General features: G+C 42.5%; 14 protein-coding genes and 1 tRNA gene. 10 read left to right on the forward strand and 5 right to left on the reverse strand.

Annotated elements, in window-relative coordinates:
* Nucleotides 1-184 precede the first annotated feature (184 nt).
* Nucleotides 185-258 (reverse strand) — tRNA-Ile (locus I2I33_RS16080).
* A gap of 172 nt (nucleotides 259-430) precedes the next feature.
* On the opposite strand from I2I33_RS16080, the gene rlmH reads away from it, so the two are divergent.
* Together rlmH and I2I33_RS16090 are read left to right on the forward strand one after the other, a co-directional pair.
* Nucleotides 431-904: a 23S rRNA (pseudouridine(1915)-N(3))-methyltransferase RlmH gene (gene rlmH / locus I2I33_RS16085; protein ID WP_087422229.1), complete on the forward strand. Its 474-nt coding sequence runs from the start codon at nucleotides 431-433 to the stop codon at nucleotides 902-904.
* A gap of 16 nt (nucleotides 905-920) precedes the next feature.
* Nucleotides 921-4,523 carry a sensor histidine kinase gene (locus I2I33_RS16090; protein WP_158581836.1) on the forward strand — a complete coding sequence of 1,201 codons (3,603 nt, stop codon included), beginning with the start codon at nucleotides 921-923 and terminating at the stop codon, nucleotides 4,521-4,523.
* 86 nt (nucleotides 4,524-4,609) lie between these two features.
* Here the strand turns inward: I2I33_RS16090 and I2I33_RS16095 are convergent, their stop codons facing one another.
* Nucleotides 4,610-5,629: a glycosyltransferase family 9 protein gene (locus tag I2I33_RS16095; RefSeq protein ID WP_087422228.1), complete on the reverse strand. Its 1,020-nt coding sequence runs from the start codon at nucleotides 5,627-5,629 to the stop codon at nucleotides 4,610-4,612.
* A 93-nt stretch (nucleotides 5,630-5,722) separates the two neighbouring features.
* On the opposite strand from I2I33_RS16095, the gene pssA reads away from it, so the two are divergent.
* Entirely contained in the window at nucleotides 5,723-6,565 is an 843-nt protein-coding gene (pssA, locus tag I2I33_RS16100) for a CDP-diacylglycerol--serine O-phosphatidyltransferase (RefSeq protein ID WP_087421970.1), read from the forward strand.
* Here the strand turns inward: pssA and I2I33_RS16105 are convergent.
* Nucleotides 6,531-7,238 (reverse strand): hypothetical protein, encoded by a 708-nt coding sequence (locus tag I2I33_RS16105; RefSeq protein ID WP_087421969.1) that lies wholly within the window; start codon nucleotides 7,236-7,238, stop codon nucleotides 6,531-6,533. The genes pssA and I2I33_RS16105 overlap by 35 nt on opposite strands.
* 128 nt (nucleotides 7,239-7,366) lie before the next feature.
* Between I2I33_RS16105 and galE the strand changes: the two genes are divergently transcribed.
* The gene (gene galE / locus I2I33_RS16110; protein WP_087421968.1) at nucleotides 7,367-8,383 is read left to right on the forward strand and encodes a UDP-glucose 4-epimerase GalE; all 1,017 of its coding nucleotides are present in this window, start codon (nucleotides 7,367-7,369) and stop codon (nucleotides 8,381-8,383) included.
* A gap of 32 nt (nucleotides 8,384-8,415) precedes the next feature.
* On the opposite strand, the gene glmS is transcribed toward galE, so the two are convergent.
* Both glmS and I2I33_RS16120 read right to left on the reverse strand, forming a co-directional pair.
* A complete protein-coding gene (gene glmS / locus I2I33_RS16115) occupies nucleotides 8,416-10,254 on the reverse strand; it encodes a glutamine--fructose-6-phosphate transaminase (isomerizing) (RefSeq protein ID WP_087421967.1) in 1,839 nt (612 codons plus the stop codon).
* Between the two features lie 72 nt (nucleotides 10,255-10,326).
* Complete coding sequence (locus I2I33_RS16120) at nucleotides 10,327-11,133, reverse strand: glycogen/starch synthase (RefSeq protein ID WP_087422227.1); 807 nt, start codon at nucleotides 11,131-11,133, stop codon at nucleotides 10,327-10,329.
* Between the two features lie 149 nt (nucleotides 11,134-11,282).
* On the opposite strand from I2I33_RS16120, the gene I2I33_RS16125 reads away from it, so the two are divergent.
* The 6 genes from I2I33_RS16125 (at nucleotide 11,283) to I2I33_RS16150 (ending at nucleotide 18,333) form a co-directional block, all read left to right on the forward strand.
* Nucleotides 11,283-11,696, forward strand: a complete 414-nt coding sequence (locus I2I33_RS16125; RefSeq protein WP_229128345.1) for a YraN family protein — start codon at nucleotides 11,283-11,285, stop codon at nucleotides 11,694-11,696.
* Between the two features lie 210 nt (nucleotides 11,697-11,906).
* The gene (locus tag I2I33_RS16130) at nucleotides 11,907-12,314 is read left to right on the forward strand and encodes an OsmC family protein (protein ID WP_027201228.1); all 408 of its coding nucleotides are present in this window, start codon (nucleotides 11,907-11,909) and stop codon (nucleotides 12,312-12,314) included.
* A complete protein-coding gene (locus tag I2I33_RS16135; RefSeq protein ID WP_087421966.1) occupies nucleotides 12,314-13,306 on the forward strand; it encodes an NAD-dependent epimerase/dehydratase family protein in 993 nt (330 codons plus the stop codon). The genes I2I33_RS16130 and I2I33_RS16135 overlap by 1 nt, the downstream gene beginning before the upstream one ends.
* Nucleotides 13,307-13,624: 318 nt before the next feature.
* Nucleotides 13,625-14,164, forward strand: coding sequence for an RNA polymerase sigma-70 factor (locus I2I33_RS16140; RefSeq protein ID WP_087421965.1), 540 nt, complete (start codon nucleotides 13,625-13,627; stop codon nucleotides 14,162-14,164).
* Nucleotides 14,165-14,542: 378 nt separating this feature from the next.
* On the forward strand, nucleotides 14,543-14,836 hold the full coding sequence (locus I2I33_RS16145; protein ID WP_140402611.1) for a hypothetical protein: 294 nt from the start codon (nucleotides 14,543-14,545) through the stop codon (nucleotides 14,834-14,836).
* Between the two features lie 119 nt (nucleotides 14,837-14,955).
* Nucleotides 14,956-18,333: an ABC transporter permease gene (locus I2I33_RS16150; protein WP_140402610.1), complete on the forward strand. Its 3,378-nt coding sequence runs from the start codon at nucleotides 14,956-14,958 to the stop codon at nucleotides 18,331-18,333.
* The last annotated feature ends 175 nt before the right edge of the window (nucleotides 18,334-18,508 follow it).

Consider the following 18,508-nt stretch of genomic DNA (forward strand, 5'->3'; position numbering starts at 1 on the left):
TCCATAATAATTCATTTTTGAAAATTGCATTACAAAAATAATCAATTCGGAATTTACACACTTTTTGAAACACTATCATCCTCTCCACCTAATTTTTCATGTGAGCCCAAATTCGTCAATTTGTTCGTCGATGGTAAAAGAAAAGCAGTTACAAATCTAATGTAACTGCTTGTTTTTCAAGAAGTGGTCCCACTTGGGCTTGAACCAAGGACCCCCTGATTATGAGTCAGGTGCTCTAACCAGCTGAGCTATAGGACCTACACTTACGTGTGTTAAAGTGGTTAGCCTTTAACGGGTGCAAATATAGTGTTTTATTGAAATTTGGGCAAATATTGAGGGGCTTTTTTTTGAAGGTTCGTGGGAGATACCGTAAATTTATTTACATTTGCGTGTAGATGAATTTATTAGTATAATTGATAAAATTCGTGGTGTGAAAGTTTGTTTGTTAGTGATAGGAAAGACAGATGCGGAGTTTGTACGGGCGGGGATTGCCGAGTACGAGAAACGTTTGAAATATTATATCCCTTACGAGATGAAGGTGATCCCGGATGTGCGGAACACGAAAAACATGAGCGAGATACAGCAAAAAGAACGAGAAGGAGAATTGTTGTTGGGGCACTTGGAGGCGGCGGATTATGTGATTTTGTTGGATGAGAAGGGAAACGAGTACACTTCAAAGGCTTTCGCGGACTTTTTGGCACAGAAGATGCTGACAAGTATGAAGCGACTTGTATTTATCATCGGGGGACCTTACGGTTTTTCGGAAGAAGTATATAAACGTGCAAGCATGAAAATATCACTATCCAAGATGACCTTTTCTCACCAGATGGTGAGGATGATCTTCACGGAACAATTATATAGGGCTATGACTATATTGAAAGGAGAACCTTATCATCATGAATAAAGCGAGGGTGAAAAGCATGAAGAAATTTTGGCTTGTACTGTCACTTGCCATATTTTGTTTGGTTGTGGGCTCTTTGTGGGAGTATTCTCTGAACGATTGGTCCGTGGATAAGAAATTATTTCTTTTTCAGGAGCGGTTGAAATTCGAGGAGAAACGACTTGACGATCAGTTGCGGAAACTGGATCATGAGGCAGAGCGGCAAAAGCCGGAATGGAAAGGTAAACAGTCTGTGCTGGTTGGTTTTAAGGAGGGAAAGTTGGTTTACTGGAGTAACGAGAGAGTCGGTTCGCCCCACTTGTACGAGATATTGTCAGCGGGAAATGACTTCGTGAAGATTAATAATCTTTATTTTGATGTTCGCAAACATGCCGTCGGGGACACGGTTTATTACGCGCTCCTGTTTATAAAAGAGGATTACCCGTATTCGAGTAACTACGTGAAAAGTCATTTTAACCCGTCGTTAGGGGAAAATCTGGATGATGCGAGTAAGGTGGTTATCCGGGAGACGTGGGAAAAAGGAGGGCAACTCGTGTACAACCGGGATGGAAGGCCGTTGTTCAAGATTGAGAGTCAGGTGGAGCATGGGGATGTTGTGCCCACTTATTTCCTGTTGATTCCTTACATCATGTTCCTTCTCCTGCTGTTCTATGCTTACGAAATATCCTTGGATCGGGCCCGGTCGTTCCGGATGCAATTGTTTCACGTGTTCGGATTCTTCTTTTTCATCGTGCTGTTGCGTTCCTTGATGGTAGATTATAAGGTCCCGCAAGTGCTTTATTCTCTGCCTATTTTTACTACCAGTCAAATCGGGGGACGGTTTATCGTGTCGGTGGGAGATTTATTTGTCACAATGTTCTGTCTGGCACATTATTTCTTTATTACCTTTAACAAACTGAAAATTAAGTATGACGAGCCTCGTTTGGTGCGTTATAAATATATATTCCTCGTGGGATTCGTGATAGGCGTGTTCTTCTACACGAATTTGCTACATTTTTCGATTAACACGCTGATCGAGAGTACGCAGGTCAGTTTGAATATAGCCCGTCTTATTAATGTTGATTTCTCGTCGATCGTGGCTTTTATCACGTTGATTATTGCCGGGATGGGATTTATCGTGTTGATCAACAGTTCTGTGCGTTATTTCCAGAATTTGTTCTCTATCAGTCAGGCGTTTTTCGGAGTAACTGGCGTGCTTGTTTTTTGTGCGGCTCTTTGTTATTTCTTTAATTTTTCGCTGTCCCCGTTGGAGTGTCTTTTTCCGTTATCGCTTTATTTGTTGTTTATTCTGGGGGTGTACCTAATGAAACAGGATGCCCAAAAGAGTATTTTCATGATTGCACTTGTGGTGGTCTGTATTTACATCATTTTTCTGGCAAAGAGTAGCGAGATTCACCGTGAGCAAGGGGTGAGGGCAAGTTTCGCAAACGAGATTATCAAGGAGAGAGACCCGATTTTTGAGCATAAGCTATTGGAAGTCAATGATGAAATAAAACAAAGTCAAAAAGTAGATTCACTGGTAAAAGTGGGGGACACGGATTTGTTGTCTGCTTATATTTCAAGCGAGCTGCTGGATATGACGGGATTTTATTATACTTGCAAGGCGATGATATGTGATCCTCGGGACACGATATTATTGACTCCTACTTACGAGAAGTATGGTTGTGACGAGTATTATGACAAGTTGATTGATAGTTTGGGAACTCGTGTCGGTTACACGTCATTTTTCTATATAAAAGATTTTGACGGGGTGGTTGAGTACCTCGGGCGTTTTTCTTTCTCAACTCCTCGGGGTGGTAGTTGCGTGTATATTCGTTTCGAGTCGAAAAACAGGCATGAAGGGATCGGGTATGCTCAGATTCTATCTAGGGAGATTGGAGCCGAGAAGGAGGCTCGTTATCCTTATTCTTACGCGAAGTACAAGGATGGGATACTGGTGGATTCCAAAGGGGATTTTAGTTATCCCCGTTCTCTGGAACGTTTCGGAAAGATCGAACATGCCCGGATTATGAATATGGATGGGTTCTCGCACATGGTGATTCCCGTGGAGAATGATGGGGTATGTATCGTGAGTTTGGGGGATGATGTGTTTGCACTTTACTACTTGAATTTGTTGTACGCCATTTTTGTCAGCGCTATCCTGACTTCTTACGGGATGTTCTTCCGATTTGACGGGGGATGGGGAAGTTTCCGACAGACAAGCCTCACGTTGAGGATCAAAAGAAATATCATCACGTTGATTGGTGCATTATTCCTGATCATGACGATTATGAGTATTATCGTGAATGCCGAGAGTTTTGAACGTCGGCATAGTTCGAAGGTGATCGAGTTGTCACGGTATATAACGGATGAACTGGAACATAATGATTGCGTAGATGCCGCGAAGTGTCCCCAGATATTGAAGAAATTGAAAGATATGTCCGAGGTGCTTTGGGTAGATATTAATATCTATAACTGGGAAGGGGTTCTCGTGGCAACTTCCCGGCCAGTGATATTCGAGAAGGGGTTTGATGGGACTTTGTTGAACCCGAAGGCCTTTGAGCAGATCGTTAAGAAAGAGCAGATTAATTTTGTTCAGGATGAGCGAATCGTGGAATTGACATACATGGCCGTGTATATGCCATTGGTGCTGGAGAGCGGGGAGAGATACGTGTTGAGTATCCCGTATTTTACCCGTGGGGAGGAACTGAACAAGGATATTTTGCTGATCGTGATTATAGCGGTAAATATTGCCATGATCGTGATGGTGCTTGCCTTTATTCTGTCGAGTATCGTGGCCGAGCGGATCACGAAACCGCTACAAGTGGTGAATGAAAAATTGCGTCAGATGAGGGTGGGGGGAAAGAACGAGAAGATTGTGTACCACGAGCGGGATGAAATCGGTATGCTGGTGAAGGAGTATAACGAGATGGTTGATAAACTGGAGGCGAACGTGAAGAAGTTAGCGAAGTCGGAACGGGAGAGTGCTTGGCGGGAAATGGCCCGGCAGATTGCTCACGAGATCAAAAACCCGTTGACCCCGATGAAGTTGAATTTGCAGTTCATGCAGCGCACGTTGCAGAAGGGGGATATGGAAGAAGTGCGCCAGCGGTTTAAGGATATTTCAGCCGTGTTGATCGAACAGATTGATCACATGGCATCGATTGCCTCGGCTTTCTCTGATTTTGCCAAGTTACAGGAGGCGAATAACGAGTGGTTTGATCTGAGCGAACTGGTAAACGGATGTGCAAAGTTGTTCCATGAGAACGTGGATGCCATGGAATGTGATATAGAGCCGAATGTTTCCGTGTATGGTGATCGGGATCAGGTGAACCGGGTGATCGTGAATTTATTGAAGAATGCGGAACAGAGTATCCCGGAAGGACGGGAAGGGCACGTGTTGGTACGACTGAAAACGGTGTTAGGCAAGATCATATTGCTTGTTAAAGATAACGGTTGCGGGATTCCGGAAAGTATCCGGGATCGAATTTCCGAGCCTAATTTTACGACAAAGTCCGGGGGGACGGGACTAGGCTTAGCGATGTCCTACAAGATTATAGAGGCGATGGGAGGCTCGATCACTTTTGAAAGCGTGGAGAATGAAGGTACGACGTTTTATGTGGTACTGAAACAAGACAATTGAAATGATTAAGTGATTGACGATTTAATGATTAGGTGATTAAAAAAAAGGATAGAAAGGGATCACCTAATCGGAAATCATTGAATCATTTAATCCATAAGATTTAAAATTCTTAGGGCTGTGTTGACTACTTGTTTGGGGAGAATGTCGACCATACATTTTTGCCAGATGGATTGTTTGCATTTGCCATGCCCGTCTTTGGTACAGGGGCGGCAGGGAAGATCGACTTCGATGACTTCGACTTGTTTGCCCGTGGGGTAGCCGAAGGCCGTCGGACCTATCAAGGCGATGGCTTTCGTGTGGAACAGGTCTGCGGCGTGAAGAAATCCGGTATCCCCGCTGATCACGAGGTTGGATTGTTTCACGAGGTAACAGGATTCCAATAGACTGGTTTTTCCTGCCAGGTTGTTGACTCTTTCGGGTGCGATGGCCTTGATGGTCTCGCAGAACGTGTCGGTCGGGCCTGCCAGAATGATGAAACGGTAGTCGGGCATAAGTTGGATCACTTGCTGCCAGTTACTGACCGGCCAACGTTTCATTTCCCAGTTGGCGGAAGGGACGAGCGTGATGGTTTTCGGGGTAAACGTACGGTGAAAACGTTCCCCGTATTCTGCCGGAAAATTCCAATCACTGTAATCGGATTCAAAATTCGTAATTCCCCACGTGGCTAGTGGTTTCTGGTAAGAAACGATGCCTCGGAACGGTTTGTCGAATTTGTTTATCCGTAGTTTAAAAAGCAAGAATCGTTTCCAGCGATCCTTGTGGCGTAGCGTGTAATGCGGCCCTCTTGGAAAAAGATGGTAAAAGGGCGGGAGTAACACGGCTTTCAAGATGTTGGAGCGGATGTTGCTGTGAGCGTCGTAGATATAATCAAATTTCTCGGCTTTCAGTTGATGGGCCATTTGTAGTAAACCTTTGAATCCCGTTTTCTTATCGTATCCCCATACCCGGTCGATGCGTTTGTCCATGTTAAGAAAAGACCCCATGTCTTTCCGGGCAATCCAGTGAATTTCAGCATCGGGGAAATGGTTCTTGATGCCGTTCACGACATTCATGCATTGGATGATGTCTCCGATGGAGCTGAACCTGATAATGAGAAATTTAGCCATATCTAAAACGAATTTGCAACAAAAGTAATAAAAATGTAGTTTATCTATCGTAAAAAGAACTATTTTCGTGTTCAGATCATAAAAAGTAATACCATGAAGAAACATATACCTAATCTGATTACCTGTATGAACGTTACGTCCGGCACGGTGGCTATTTATGCTGCTTTTCACGGGCATCTGTACCTTGCTGCCTGGCTCGTGATTTTGGCGATGGTATTTGATTTCTTTGACGGTTTTGCCGCTCGCTTGCTGCACGTGAAGTCGGAAATGGGCAAGGAACTGGATTCTTTGGCCGACATGGTTAGTTTCGGGGTGATGCCTTCCGTGATGGCTTTTTTCCTGATTCGCGATTTGGGATATAGTGGTGGGGAGTTGTTCGCAGTAAATTCTTGGCAGGGGGCGCTTATGTACGTGCCGTTTCTGGTTCCGGCTTTCTCGGCTTATCGCTTGGCTAAGTTCAATCTGGATGTGCGACAAACTCATTCGTTTATTGGTTTGCCTACCCCGTCGAACGCTTTGTTTTGGGTGATGTTGGTATTTACCCGTTATCATCAGGAAGAGTTTTTCATGGCGATGTGGGGTAAACCGTGGCTGTTAGCTCTTTTTGCCTTGGTGCTGGCCATTTTGCTGATCAGTGAAATCCCGATGTTCTCGTTGAAGTTAACCAGCTTTTCGTGGAGCGGGAATGCTCTTTTATATTGTTTCTTGGGGGCAGTGATCATCGGTTTTGCTGTTTGGGGTGTGAAAGCGTTATCTTGTATGATCCCCGTTTATATCTTGATTTCTTGTTATGATTTCAAGAAAAAATGGAACTGGAGGTTCTGGGGAATACTTGTGGTACTCTTCCTATTATTGAAGTGGGCAGCGTTGTTTATCGTTTTCCCGGCTTATTTAATTGTACTTATCGTGAAACTGACAGTCCGGGCAGATCAATAACCGGGTCATAATCCACGAAGTCATAGTTCGGAGAGATCACGGCAGGGTCTTCCACGATGATTGTTTTGTTTTTCACCGGGGAGGGTTGCATGTTTGTCATGTTCGTCATTCCGTCTCCTTGGAATATATCCTGTTGGGAGATCACCACGATTCCGGCCACGACGGCTGCCGACAAACCGAATTTGAATAAACGGGTAACGAGATTGCCGGATTCGGTGTTAATCAATTCTTCTTGAGTTTTACGGGCCTTTTTCCCGTTGACAGTTGCTAAAGGCAAGGATTCCATACCGATCACGTCCGGCAGGAAATTGTGGTTCTTGGATTCAAAGAGAACGTTGAACCGGCGGTCGACCGAAAAGGTTCCGATTGTACCGAAGTCCACTTTTTGTTTCTGGTTCAAGCGTACCTTGATTTCTTCACAAAATAGAGCCAGACGTCGTTGCGCTTTCTCATAATCGATCTGTTCTTTACGTGCGATCCAATCAATCAAAAGGCCGTCATTTTGTTTCAGGTGCTTGTTGAACACGACTTTTTTAGACGGGGGAACGATAGTCCCCGTTTTCTCGTTGATGTTTGCGGACGTGTAGTCACAAATGAACCCTCCGAACCCCGGAACGATCACGCAATCATGTAGATAGAGCAATTCTTCAATGTGTTCAACATATTTATTCATGCCACAAAGGTAAGAAAAAACGTAAGGTTGTCAAACTCATTTTAGGCATTTCAGATTATTATTATTTACTTTGTCATGTCTATTGCAGACACTCAGAATGTTATAAATTGAGATAAAATTATTGGCGTATGAAAATTTTTGTGACAGGAGGTACAGGGTATATAGGTTCCCACACGGTGGTCGAACTTCAGAAAAATGGTTATGATGTAATTATTGCTGACAATCTCGTGAATTCGAGTCTGGACGTGCTGGACGGGATAGAAAAGATCACTGGGATACGTCCCGAGTTTGAAGAGATAGACCTTACTGATGGGGAGGTTACACGGGATTTCTTTGCTCGCCATTCGGATATACGGGCCGTGATTCATTTTGCCGCTTTGAAGGCCGTGGGTGAGTCGGTGAACAAGCCTTTGGAGTACTATTTCAATAATTTGAACTCTTTGATGAATGTGTTGACTTGTATGCGGGAATTTAAGGTGCCAAATTTGGTGTTTTCCTCTTCCTGTACGGTGTACGGGCAGGCCGATGTGTTGCCGGTAACGGAAAAAACACCTCGTCATGAGGCTGAATCTCCTTACGGGAACACGAAGGTGATGAGTGAAGATATTATTCGGGATCTGATGCGGGTGGAACCTGACATGAAAGCTCTGGCATTGCGCTATTTTAACCCGATCGGGGCCCACCCGACAGCGTTTATCGGGGAGTTGCCCAATGGTGTACCTAATAATTTGATTCCTTATTTGACGCAGACGGCTATCGGGATTCGTGAGCAATTGAGCGTGTTCGGTGACGATTACAACACGCCGGATGGTTCTCCGTTACGCGATTATATTGACGTGGTGGATCTGGCCCAGGCGCACGTGGTAGCTATCCGTCGGTTGTTGGAAGGGAAGAATAAGAAGAATTACGAGTTTTTCAATATCGGTACGGGAAAAGCACTTTCCGTGCTGGAAATTATTCACGCTTTTGAACGGTCAACCGGGGTAAAAGTGAATTACAAGGTCGTGGGACGCCGAGCCGGGGATATCGAGAAGGTTTGGGCTGATACGACGTTGGCCAATAACGAGCTGGGATGGAAGGCTGTCACACCGATCGAGGAGACTCTGGCAAATGCTTGGAAATGGCAGAAAGCATTGGATAAGTAAAAAAGGTGGGATTTTCCCACCTTTTTTAGTCTTTATTCTACCGTTACGGATTTAGCCAAGTTCCTCGGCATATCCACGTTACAGCCTCGCATCACGGCAATGTGATAGGAGATGAGCTGTAATGGAATTACGTTCAGAAGTGGGGAAAGATATTCCAGTGTTTCAGGAATTTCGATCACGTGTTCCGCCAGTTTTTTCACTTGTGCATCGTTATCATTGACAAGAGCGATCACGTGTCCTTTCCGGGATTGGATCTCTTTGATGTTGGAAACGATCTTGTCGTAATAGTTGTCATTCGTGGCGATGGCAAAAACCGGCATATTCTCGTCGATCAAGGCGATCGGGCCGTGTTTCATTTCCGCTGCCGGATAACCTTCCGCGTGAATGTAAGAAATCTCTTTCAGTTTCAACGCACCTTCCAGGGCAACCGGGAATTGACAACCTCTTCCCAGGTAAATGGCGTTTGTGGAGTCCTTGTAAATGGCTGCGATCTCCTTGATCTTGTCATTCTTTTCCAGAATCGCTTTCACCTTGTCCGGTAAGTTATACAGTTCGTTGATATATTTTTTGTACAGTTCGTCGGATAATGTTCCCTTGCGGTGGCCGATCTGTAAGGCCATCATGGCCAACACGGATATTTGAGCTGTGAATGCTTTCGTGGAGGCAACCCCGATTTCCGGGCCTGCGTGAGTGTACACCCCTGCATCGGTTTCCCGGGCGATACTTGATCCCACGACATTACAAATGCCGATAACCGTGGCTCCGTGTGCTTTGGCATACTTGATGGCTGCCAGCGTGTCGGCCGTTTCACCACTCTGTGAAATGGCGATAACAATGTCGTTGGCATCCACGATCGGGTTCCGGTATCTGAATTCCGATGCGTATTCCACTTCTACCGGGATTCGGGTAAATTCTTCCAAGATGTATTCGCCTACCGTTCCGGCGTGCCATGACGTACCGCAACCGATAATGATAATGCGGTGGGCGTTGACCATCTTCGGGATGATCTCGGAGATACCCCCCAGATAGATCTCCGATGCCTCGGCATTTACGCGTCCGCGGATCGTATCGTATATTGAATTTACCTGTTCAAAAATCTCTTTCAGCATGAAATGCGGGAAACCGCCTTTCTCGATTTTCTCGATGTCAATGTCCACTTGCTGAATACTTAATGAAACAGGGGTGTTTTTGATCGTTTTCAGGATCATTTCGTCCCTCTTCAAGATGGCAACATCGTCATCGTTTAAGTAGATCACGTTTTTCGTGTATTCCACGATGGGCGTTGCATCCGAGGCCACGAAATATTCGCTTTGGCCCACGCCGATCACGAGCGGGCTACCTTTTCTTGCCACCACGAGCTGGTCCGGTTCGTTCTTGCATAGAACAACCAGTCCGTAGGCTCCGATAACCTTAGTCAAAGCGAGACGCACGGCATTCTCTGCGTTGACTTGGCCTTTCGTGTAAATGTACTCGATCAGGTTTGCTAGTACTTCCGTGTCGGTTTCACTTTGGAATGAATAGCCTCTGGCCTGTAATTTTTCCTTTAATAAAGCGTGATTCTCGATAATTCCGTTGTGGACGATAGAGAAAAGACCGTTCATAGAAGTATGGGGGTGAGCGTTTGCGTCATTTGGTTCCCCGTGGGTAGCCCAGCGAGTATGTCCCATACCGATCGTTGCGCTGGTATCTTCCAGTTCCATGTGATGTTCCAGGTCTTGCACCCTTCCCTTGCACTTGTAAACTTGGATGTTATTATTATGGATCAACGCGATTCCGGCAGAGTCATATCCCCGGTATTCCAGGCGTTTCAGACCGTTAATTAAGATCGGACAGGCTTCTTTGGGCCCGATGTATCCTACAATACCACACATAAATGTTATGTTTTAATGATTTATATTAATGAAAACAAGCGGCATAACAACCATTGCCGCTTGTTTATATTGTTATTCAATAATCTTGTCGAAAAAGTCGGAATAAGCCTCGATGTAACTTTGCTCGCCCGGGTATTCCAAGGTAGGTTTCTTCAGATCGGTGGCAAAGGTACGGAGTTCATCGTCCACGTCTTTGTGGTTAAAAATGATTCCGTCAGCGTATTGGAATGCCAATTTATTAATATTCGTGTATGTCGGGTCTTTTAAAAGTGCCACGTCTTTCCGGGCAACCCCTTCCGTGATCGCTTTTTCCCCGAATTTTTCATCCAGTTTCCCCTCGAATTTGTCGTTATAAGTAGAGAATACTACTTTCGTTTTGGAGAAAACAGGGTCATCATGATATTCTTTTTTCAAGTAAAGAGGAACTAATGCGGTGAACCATCCTTGGCAATAGATCAAATCAGGAGCCCATCTTAGTTTGCGCACGGTTTCGAATACTCCCCGGGCGAAGAAAATAGATCTTTCGTCGTTGTCCGGGAAAAAGTTTCCTTCCTCGTCGGAGATCGTGTGCTTACGTTGAAAATAATCCTCGTTGTCGATGAAATAAACCTGCATTCGTGCAGCTTGGATCGAGGCGACCTTGATGATTAGCGGATGATCCGTGTCGTTGATGATCAGGTTCATTCCGGAAAGGCGAATTACCTCGTGAAGTTGATTCCGTCTTTCATTGATGCAGCCGTAACGGGGCATGAATGTTCTAATCTCTTTACCTTTGTCTTGTATCCCTTGAGGTAGAAATCTTCCAATATTTGCCATTTCTGATTCCGGCAGATAAGGAACTATCTCTTGAGAAATGAATAAAACTCTTTTTTTAGCCATAACTACTACTTTTCCCAAAAACCATACAAAGATAGGCATTTTGGTTCAGATTTCAAAACTACTTTGGAATAAACCTCTCTCGAAATAAACCACTTGAATCTTAAAAACGATGCGGGGTATAGGATTTTTGACTAAAAAATTTTGCTTTTATGATAGATTTATATAACATTGCGAAACTCTTTTTAGGCTGTAAATTAGGGGAAGACTGTACTATGGCGTGGCATAATAAACTGGGCGAATACGGGGAAGAAAAGGTGAACCGGTATCTTTTGGATATGGGGTACACGGTTCTGGAGAGAAACTGGCGGGTGGGACACCGGGAACTGGATTTCGTGTGTCTTGATGGGGAGGTACTGGTCGTGGTGGAGGTGAAAACCCGGGCAGATGACAATGTGTCACTTTTCGATTTGCTGGATTACAGAAAAAAGAGGAATCTGCAAGCTGCGGGTGCCGCTTATCTAACGAAAAAGAACATTCACCGGGAAATACGATTCGATTTGGTTGTGGTCACTGGGGCCGAAATGCATCTGGAATATATAAAAGAAGTCATTGATTTGTTTTAAAGAACCGGGTGGCTTTTGTCGTGTGTGTGGTGTGGTAGGAATATGAAAAGCCACCCGGCATAAGAAAAGTGTCAATAGGGATATTTGTGTATTATCAAAAATTGTGCTAGAAATTCGGATTTCCGGAAAAAATATCAAATTTTCTTTCGGATGGATGATTTTGTGTGAAATTTACTATCTTTGAAAAATAAAACATAAAAGAAAAAGGATATGGCAACAGTAAAAGCAAAATATTTAGGAGATTTGCGTTTGGAGTGTACGCATTTGCAGAGTGGTACAAAGATTATCACGGATGCACCGACAGATAATAACGGAAAAGGTGAGGCTTTCTCTCCAACCGACTTGTGTTCCACGTCATTGGCCGCTTGTGCCATGACAATCATGGGAATTTATGCTAAAAATAACGGTATTGATTTGACGGGGGCCGAGATCGAGATTACCAAGAAGATGGCGGCAGAACCTCGTCGTATTGCTGAGATTGACGTGATCTTTAATATGCCGGCTAACGGTTATTCCGAGAAGGAGAAAAAGATTCTCGAACGTGTGGCACATACTTGCCCAGTGCATTTGAGTTTACATCCGGATGTGAAACAAAATTTCGTGTTTAATTGGCAGTAATGGTAACCGGGGCTACCGGTTTACTGGGTAGCCATTTACTGTGTCATTTGGCACGATGTGGTGAGACGATCATCGCGCTAAAAAGAGATAAGAGCCACGTTGAAGAGACGATGGCTCTCTTTTCGTATTATTTTGATTCACCGGAAGATGCCATATCCCGGGTGACTTGGGTGGTCGGGGATGTGTTGGATAGGGAATCTGTGGCCCCGTTTGTGGAAAAAGTGGATACCGTTTATCATTGTGCGGCCATGGTTTCTTTCAATGGCAGCGATCGGAATACTTTGCTGGAAACGAATATCAAGGGAACGGAAAATATTTGTAAGATTTGTTTGGAACGTGGGGTACGCCTGTGTTTCGTGAGTTCGATTGCCGCTTTGGGGGACGCTCCCAACGAGAGTGTCGTGATTGATGAGAGTACACCGGAGATTCCGGGATCGGTCCACTCGCTTTATTCTGGTAGTAAAGGGGAGGCTGAGAAAATTGTCTGGAAATATGTCCGTCAAGGACTGGATGTTGTGATTGTGAACCCGGCTATTATTTTGGGGGCGGGGTTACGGGGACGAAGTAGTGTCAAGTTGTTTGAACAGGCGAGTAAGGGGATACCTTTCTACACGGAAGGCGTGAATGGATACGTGGATGTGCGGGATGTCTGCGAGTTGATGATTCGTTTGGCGAAAGACAGTGCTATTCGGGGAGAGCGTTTCGTATTATGTGGGGGAAATTATTCTTATCGGGAGTTGTTTACCGTGATTGCCCGTGTCGTGGGCAAGCGCCCGCCTCGTATTCGGATGGCACCGTGGATGACAGGTTTGGCATGGCGGTTACTGGCTTTCGTGGCTCTGTTCACGGGAAAGAAACCGGCTTTCACGAAGGAAACGGCTCGCTCGTCTCAACATAAATCCCGTTATTCCAGTGCGAAGGTGTTGTCTCTTTTTCCCAATTTTCATTTTCATACGCTTGAAGAGACGACTCGTTTTTTCAAGGATTTGTGAAGCGGGTTGCCTAGGTCGGGGTTCATGAGGTCCGGTAGGAGCTTTCCCTGTCCCGAGGCTATCTTCTCGAAAATCTCCATTTAAATATAGGTTGGAATATTCATGAAGTCGTGGTTCATGGTTTTGCCATGAATAGTAAAGGGAACCGGGCCTCTATTAGCGTGGGCTTGGTGGTAGGGGATGAGGTGTAGTTGTTGTTCGTGTTTATTTTGATTAAATAATTTTCTTGTTTGTTATATGTTTCTCGTTAGAAAAATGTATTTTTGATGCGAGAGGTAGGGCGAGTCGCAATGGTTTAACGACTAAAATAAGATATTAGTGGATATACTGAACGTGAAACAACCGGAAATATTTGAAAGTGTATTTCATAAATATTATGCGTCACTATGTTATTTCGCCAATAAGTTCGTGCGAGATGATGAGGCGGCAAGGGATATTGTGCAAGAGGTGTTTCTTCGTTTTTGGGAATCCAAGGGGAAATTCGAGAATCAATCGGCGTTAAAATCATTCTTGTATAATTGTGTCCAGAATGCGGCATTGAATTATCTGGAAAAATTGCAGGTCCGGGCAAAAGCGAATCGTCGTTTGGGGTTGAAAGCTCCTGATGAGGAAGATGCTTTTTGTTTTCAGGTAGAAACGGATGTTTTCGAGGAAATCTTTGCCGCTATTGATGAATTACCTACTGAATGTCAGCGTATTTTCAAGATGAGTTATATCGAGATGTTGGATATTAAGACCATTTGCGAGCAACTGGATGTGGCCGAGTCAACCGTGAAGACGCAACGTCAGCGAGCTAAAAAGTATCTGCGGGAGCGGTTGCAACATCTTTATCCGGTGGTGATACTTATGTTTTTTTGATCGATAGAGGTGTGAATGGAGCTATATGGTAAATTCTAGTCATATAATATTCCTTTTTTGATTAAGGTTGTATTCATGATGGTTTTGAACTTAATCATGGTATTATTTATTGTGTATTTTGCGTAATTAAATTACACAATAGAAATATATAGAAATAATTTATATTTACTGTCATCCTTTTGAGAGAGTACCTGTTTATTGTTATAAGTTGGGGAACTTATAATTAATAATTAAAACATTATAACGTTATGAAAAAGGTGATTTGTCTTTTGTTTATATCCTCTCTTGGATGGATGTTTTCTCCTTGGAATTTATCTCAAGGGTAAATATTTGAGAATCGTGTTGAACTTTCTTCAAAAACAGTATATACTATTTGTTATGTATTGGATTTTACTTATGTTAGTCCTAAGTATAACAGAAATGGAAGCAAGGTATAATATTGAAAATTCAATAAAAAAGATTGCAGAAAATTTGAAAGAACATATAGGACTTGTTGTCATTTATGGGGATGGTTGGACAAGTATTTCTCTTGGGTATCAATTTACATTGTATATGGGACATACTGATCCACAATATTTGGAACAAGTGATGTTCGATTTGGCGGAAGGATTTGCTAGAATGTTTGAGGAATTTTATCCAGGATTAATTGTTTCATGGATTACGCAAAATTAAGTTTGTAAATAGTAGCTAGGAGGCTTATGGACTTTAATACGGTCATACACATCGCGAGAATTAGTTGTCGACTCGTTTTTCGGAGTTGGTTATTTCGTTTTTTTCTAATTTTTTCTTGCGTGGGAATATTCATATTTCAATTAATTTTTCAAGGAAATGTGACCCGCTACAATATTTCGGGGTTAATTACGATGGCTTCTTTCATCCCGTACATGAATTTGTATATTTATACAATATTGCAGGCTTTTGTCGTTATTTTTCTAGCAGGAAATTACTTTACTCGGGAGCGAGGGCTTGACACGATGGAGACGGTTCATTATCGTTCGGTAAGTAACTGGAAATTGGTGTTGGGGTATTATCTAGGGTTCTTGGTCAGTTTTGGAGTAGGTGCATTATTTTCGCTTTTCTTGGGGCTTTGTGTTCACTTGTTTTTTAGTGCAGCTCCATTTTCTTTGTGGGCGTATTTATTTTATTTTTTGACATTGTTTATTCCCTCTATGATATTTTATACCGGTTTTTCCTTTTTCATGTTCTCTGTATTTAGAAAACAGAGTATTGGTTTGGTGATCCTTTTCTTTTGTTTTTTTCTGAACCTTTATTTTACACGGGAGGGAATAATGGATTCTTTGGGAATATCCTTGCCTAATGTGTTATCGGGACAGGTTGGACACCCAGAGTTATCTTACTATCTTTTTCAGCGATCTTGTTGGTTCCTGATAGGTAGTTTCTTTTTAGTTTTGGCGATAAAATGTTTTTATCGCCTGCCGAATGGTTCGCGTGTTTCAGTAAGGACGGTTTTTCTTTTGTTCTTACTTTTAGGTGGAATCTGTTGTGGTTTCGTGTGTTACAAGGAAGAGTATGATGAGAATAAGACGAGAGAGTTTTATCGGGATATATATACTCAATATCGGGAGAAAGATTATCTTGCTTTAGTGAATCAAGATATAGAACTTTATCATGCAGGAGCAACAATTTCTTGCAAGAGTCGATTGTTCGTGGAGAATCGATTGGGTCGAGAATTGGATGAAATCGTGTTTTTTTTGAATCCGGCGTTAAAGATAAGTTCTTTGAAAGTTCAGGGAGAAGAGATGTCATTTAGACGGGAAGGTCAGGTGGTTATCGTGAATAAGAGGGTCTCTTCCGCTGGCAAAATGAAAATAGAGATCGTGTATGCGGGAGGAATTGATGATCGAATTTGTTATCTTGATGTGCCTGATATATCTTATCAAGATACACGAACGTGTAGTTATCTGACATGTCGTTTCGGTAAACGGAATGCTTTTTTAGGAAAAGATTACACGCTATTGTTGCCTGAGTGTCTTTGGTATCCTGTGACGGTCCCCCCGGTGAATCCTGTTTCTCCGTTTGATGTTTCCCGACAGTTTACGATTTTCAATTTGACTATATCCGGACATGGAAAACAGAAAGTTATCTCGCAGGGGGAAAAAAGCGTGTATAGAGATCGGGTGGTATTTAAAAATAGGAATCCCATAACCGGTTTATCTCTTTGTATGGGAGATTATATCGGCCGGATGATAAATGTGGATGGGATACGTTACGAGTTGTATATGTTTAAGAATAGCCTTGACGTGTTTCGTGGTTTAAATCACGTGGAGGAATTTTTATCAGAAACCATTCGGGAATCCAAAGGAACATTGGAAGAAATGATGGGGCGTCCTTTTCCCTATTCTCGGTTTCAAATTGTAGAAACTCCACTCTCCTTTACATCATATTATCGGGAGTGGCAAGGAGGGAGTGGGTACGTGCAACCTGAAATTGTTTTTCTGCCGGAGCGAGGTGTCGGTTATTGCATGGACATGAGGCAGGAGAAAAAAGGAGGAAAAGTTAAAAGAATGACGATTTCTGCTTGTTATATACCGTTAATAGCGGATAGATATTCTGATAAGGAAAAGGAACAGTTCATCATTAAACAGTTGATCGAGGGCTTGTTTTTGAAAAAGTATCATTGGAAGACTTTGCTTACCGGGTATATGGAGTTTAATCCTTTCACGTTAGGGTGGGAAGAGAAGAAAGGGGAGCATTTGGAGCAGAAATTAAATAATTATTATTTATCTCCGATGTTTTATGAGCAGGTGTTTCAAGTAAAAAGTACTGATTTCCCTGTGTTGGATCATGTCTTCTTGGGTGTGATGAAGTCTGAGTCAGCGAGAGTAGCGAAGGAAGATTATTATAGACAAAAATTATTGGAGGGGAAGGCTATCAACTATTTGAAGAATCATAGTATGGCTGATGCAGGTGATGATTCATCATTATCGGACGAAGTGTACGAGAAGATCCTTTCTCTAAAGACGGACGATTTATTCCGACATTTTACATTCTATGGAATACAGCCTAAAGAGTTATATGCATTTGTTGATTCCTGTACTCGTGGTTTGTATTTTCAGGAAATGAATTTTGAGAATATAAGTCGTAAGCTTGAAATTACCCGTGGTGTGGATTGTAAAGCGATATTGTCAGGGTGGTATAATCAGAAGTCTATACCGGTGTATGTCCTTAAAAAATTTCGAGTAGAGAAAATTGATGAATGTGCAGAGGATATAGAATTCGATCAATTTCTTAAGTTATCTGGTTTATTAGCTTCAGAACCGAATAAAACCGGGAAATATCGTGTGGTATTAGAATTGTATAATGATAGTGAGGTTGATGGGATTGTCTCGTTAGTAGAACAAAAGAATACGGGGCTTTTTTCTAGAGCTTATTATTCTAGTGATAACATTTATTATCGGAATATCAAGATTAATGCAGGGACAGGAAAAGTTTTAACCCTGTTGTGTAAGCAAATACCGGTACTTGATTTAGGAATTTCTAAAAATTATCCTCGGCAGATTAAAAGTGATTTCAGTCACCAACTAACGGGAGAGGTAAAAGAGAGCGTTTATCTGAAAGAAAAAGCGTATTTTTTACAACGTGGAGGATCCTCTGAGATTATTGTGGATAACGAGGATGCCGGATTTTATATACCTAAAAAACGTGAATTGTGGTTTCGGGATTTATTCGGGAAAGAAGAGAAAAATATTAATGATATATATGATTATGAACCCGTTGCTGATGGTAAAGAGGGTTGGCGGGTTTATGTGAATGAGAATGCCTATGGTTCTCCTGTTCGAAGTGCTGTATATAAATTGGTCGGTGAGGGAAAATCGGTTGTATCTTGGAATACTGAGATCTTGACTGATGGAAATTATGAGATTTATATTTATAGCCCAGTAGGGGGAATTTCTAAGACGATAAAAGTACAACGGGACCCTTATGCGTTAGCGAAACTAAAATATATGCAGTATTATACTGTCAAAAGTGGGGTAAACGTGTATTCTGCTGAGCTAAATGTGAGAGAGAGGACGCTTGATTCTTGGTTTTTACTAGGACAATTTTATTTGGAGAAAGGAAAACTGAGTATCGAGTTGAGTGATAAAGGGAGCGAGATTGATCAAATTATTCAAGGAGATGCTGTAAAAATTGTTTACGTGAGTAAATAAAAATCATTTTTTTTGTCATCCTTTTTCAATGTTATCTGTTTTAGTAATAAATGAAAAAACGATCGTTTAATGAGATAAAAAAGATAAATGATAAATTTTGTTGAATATATTTCAATAAACAGTTATAAGTCAAGTCATTAAATATAGTTGATAATTTGTTGTAAAAAGAAAAGTT

The sequence above is a fragment of the Butyricimonas sp. BSD2780061689_150309_C8 genome (assembly GCF_015560935.1).
Lineage (GTDB): Bacteria > Bacteroidota > Bacteroidia > Bacteroidales > Marinifilaceae > Butyricimonas > Butyricimonas paravirosa.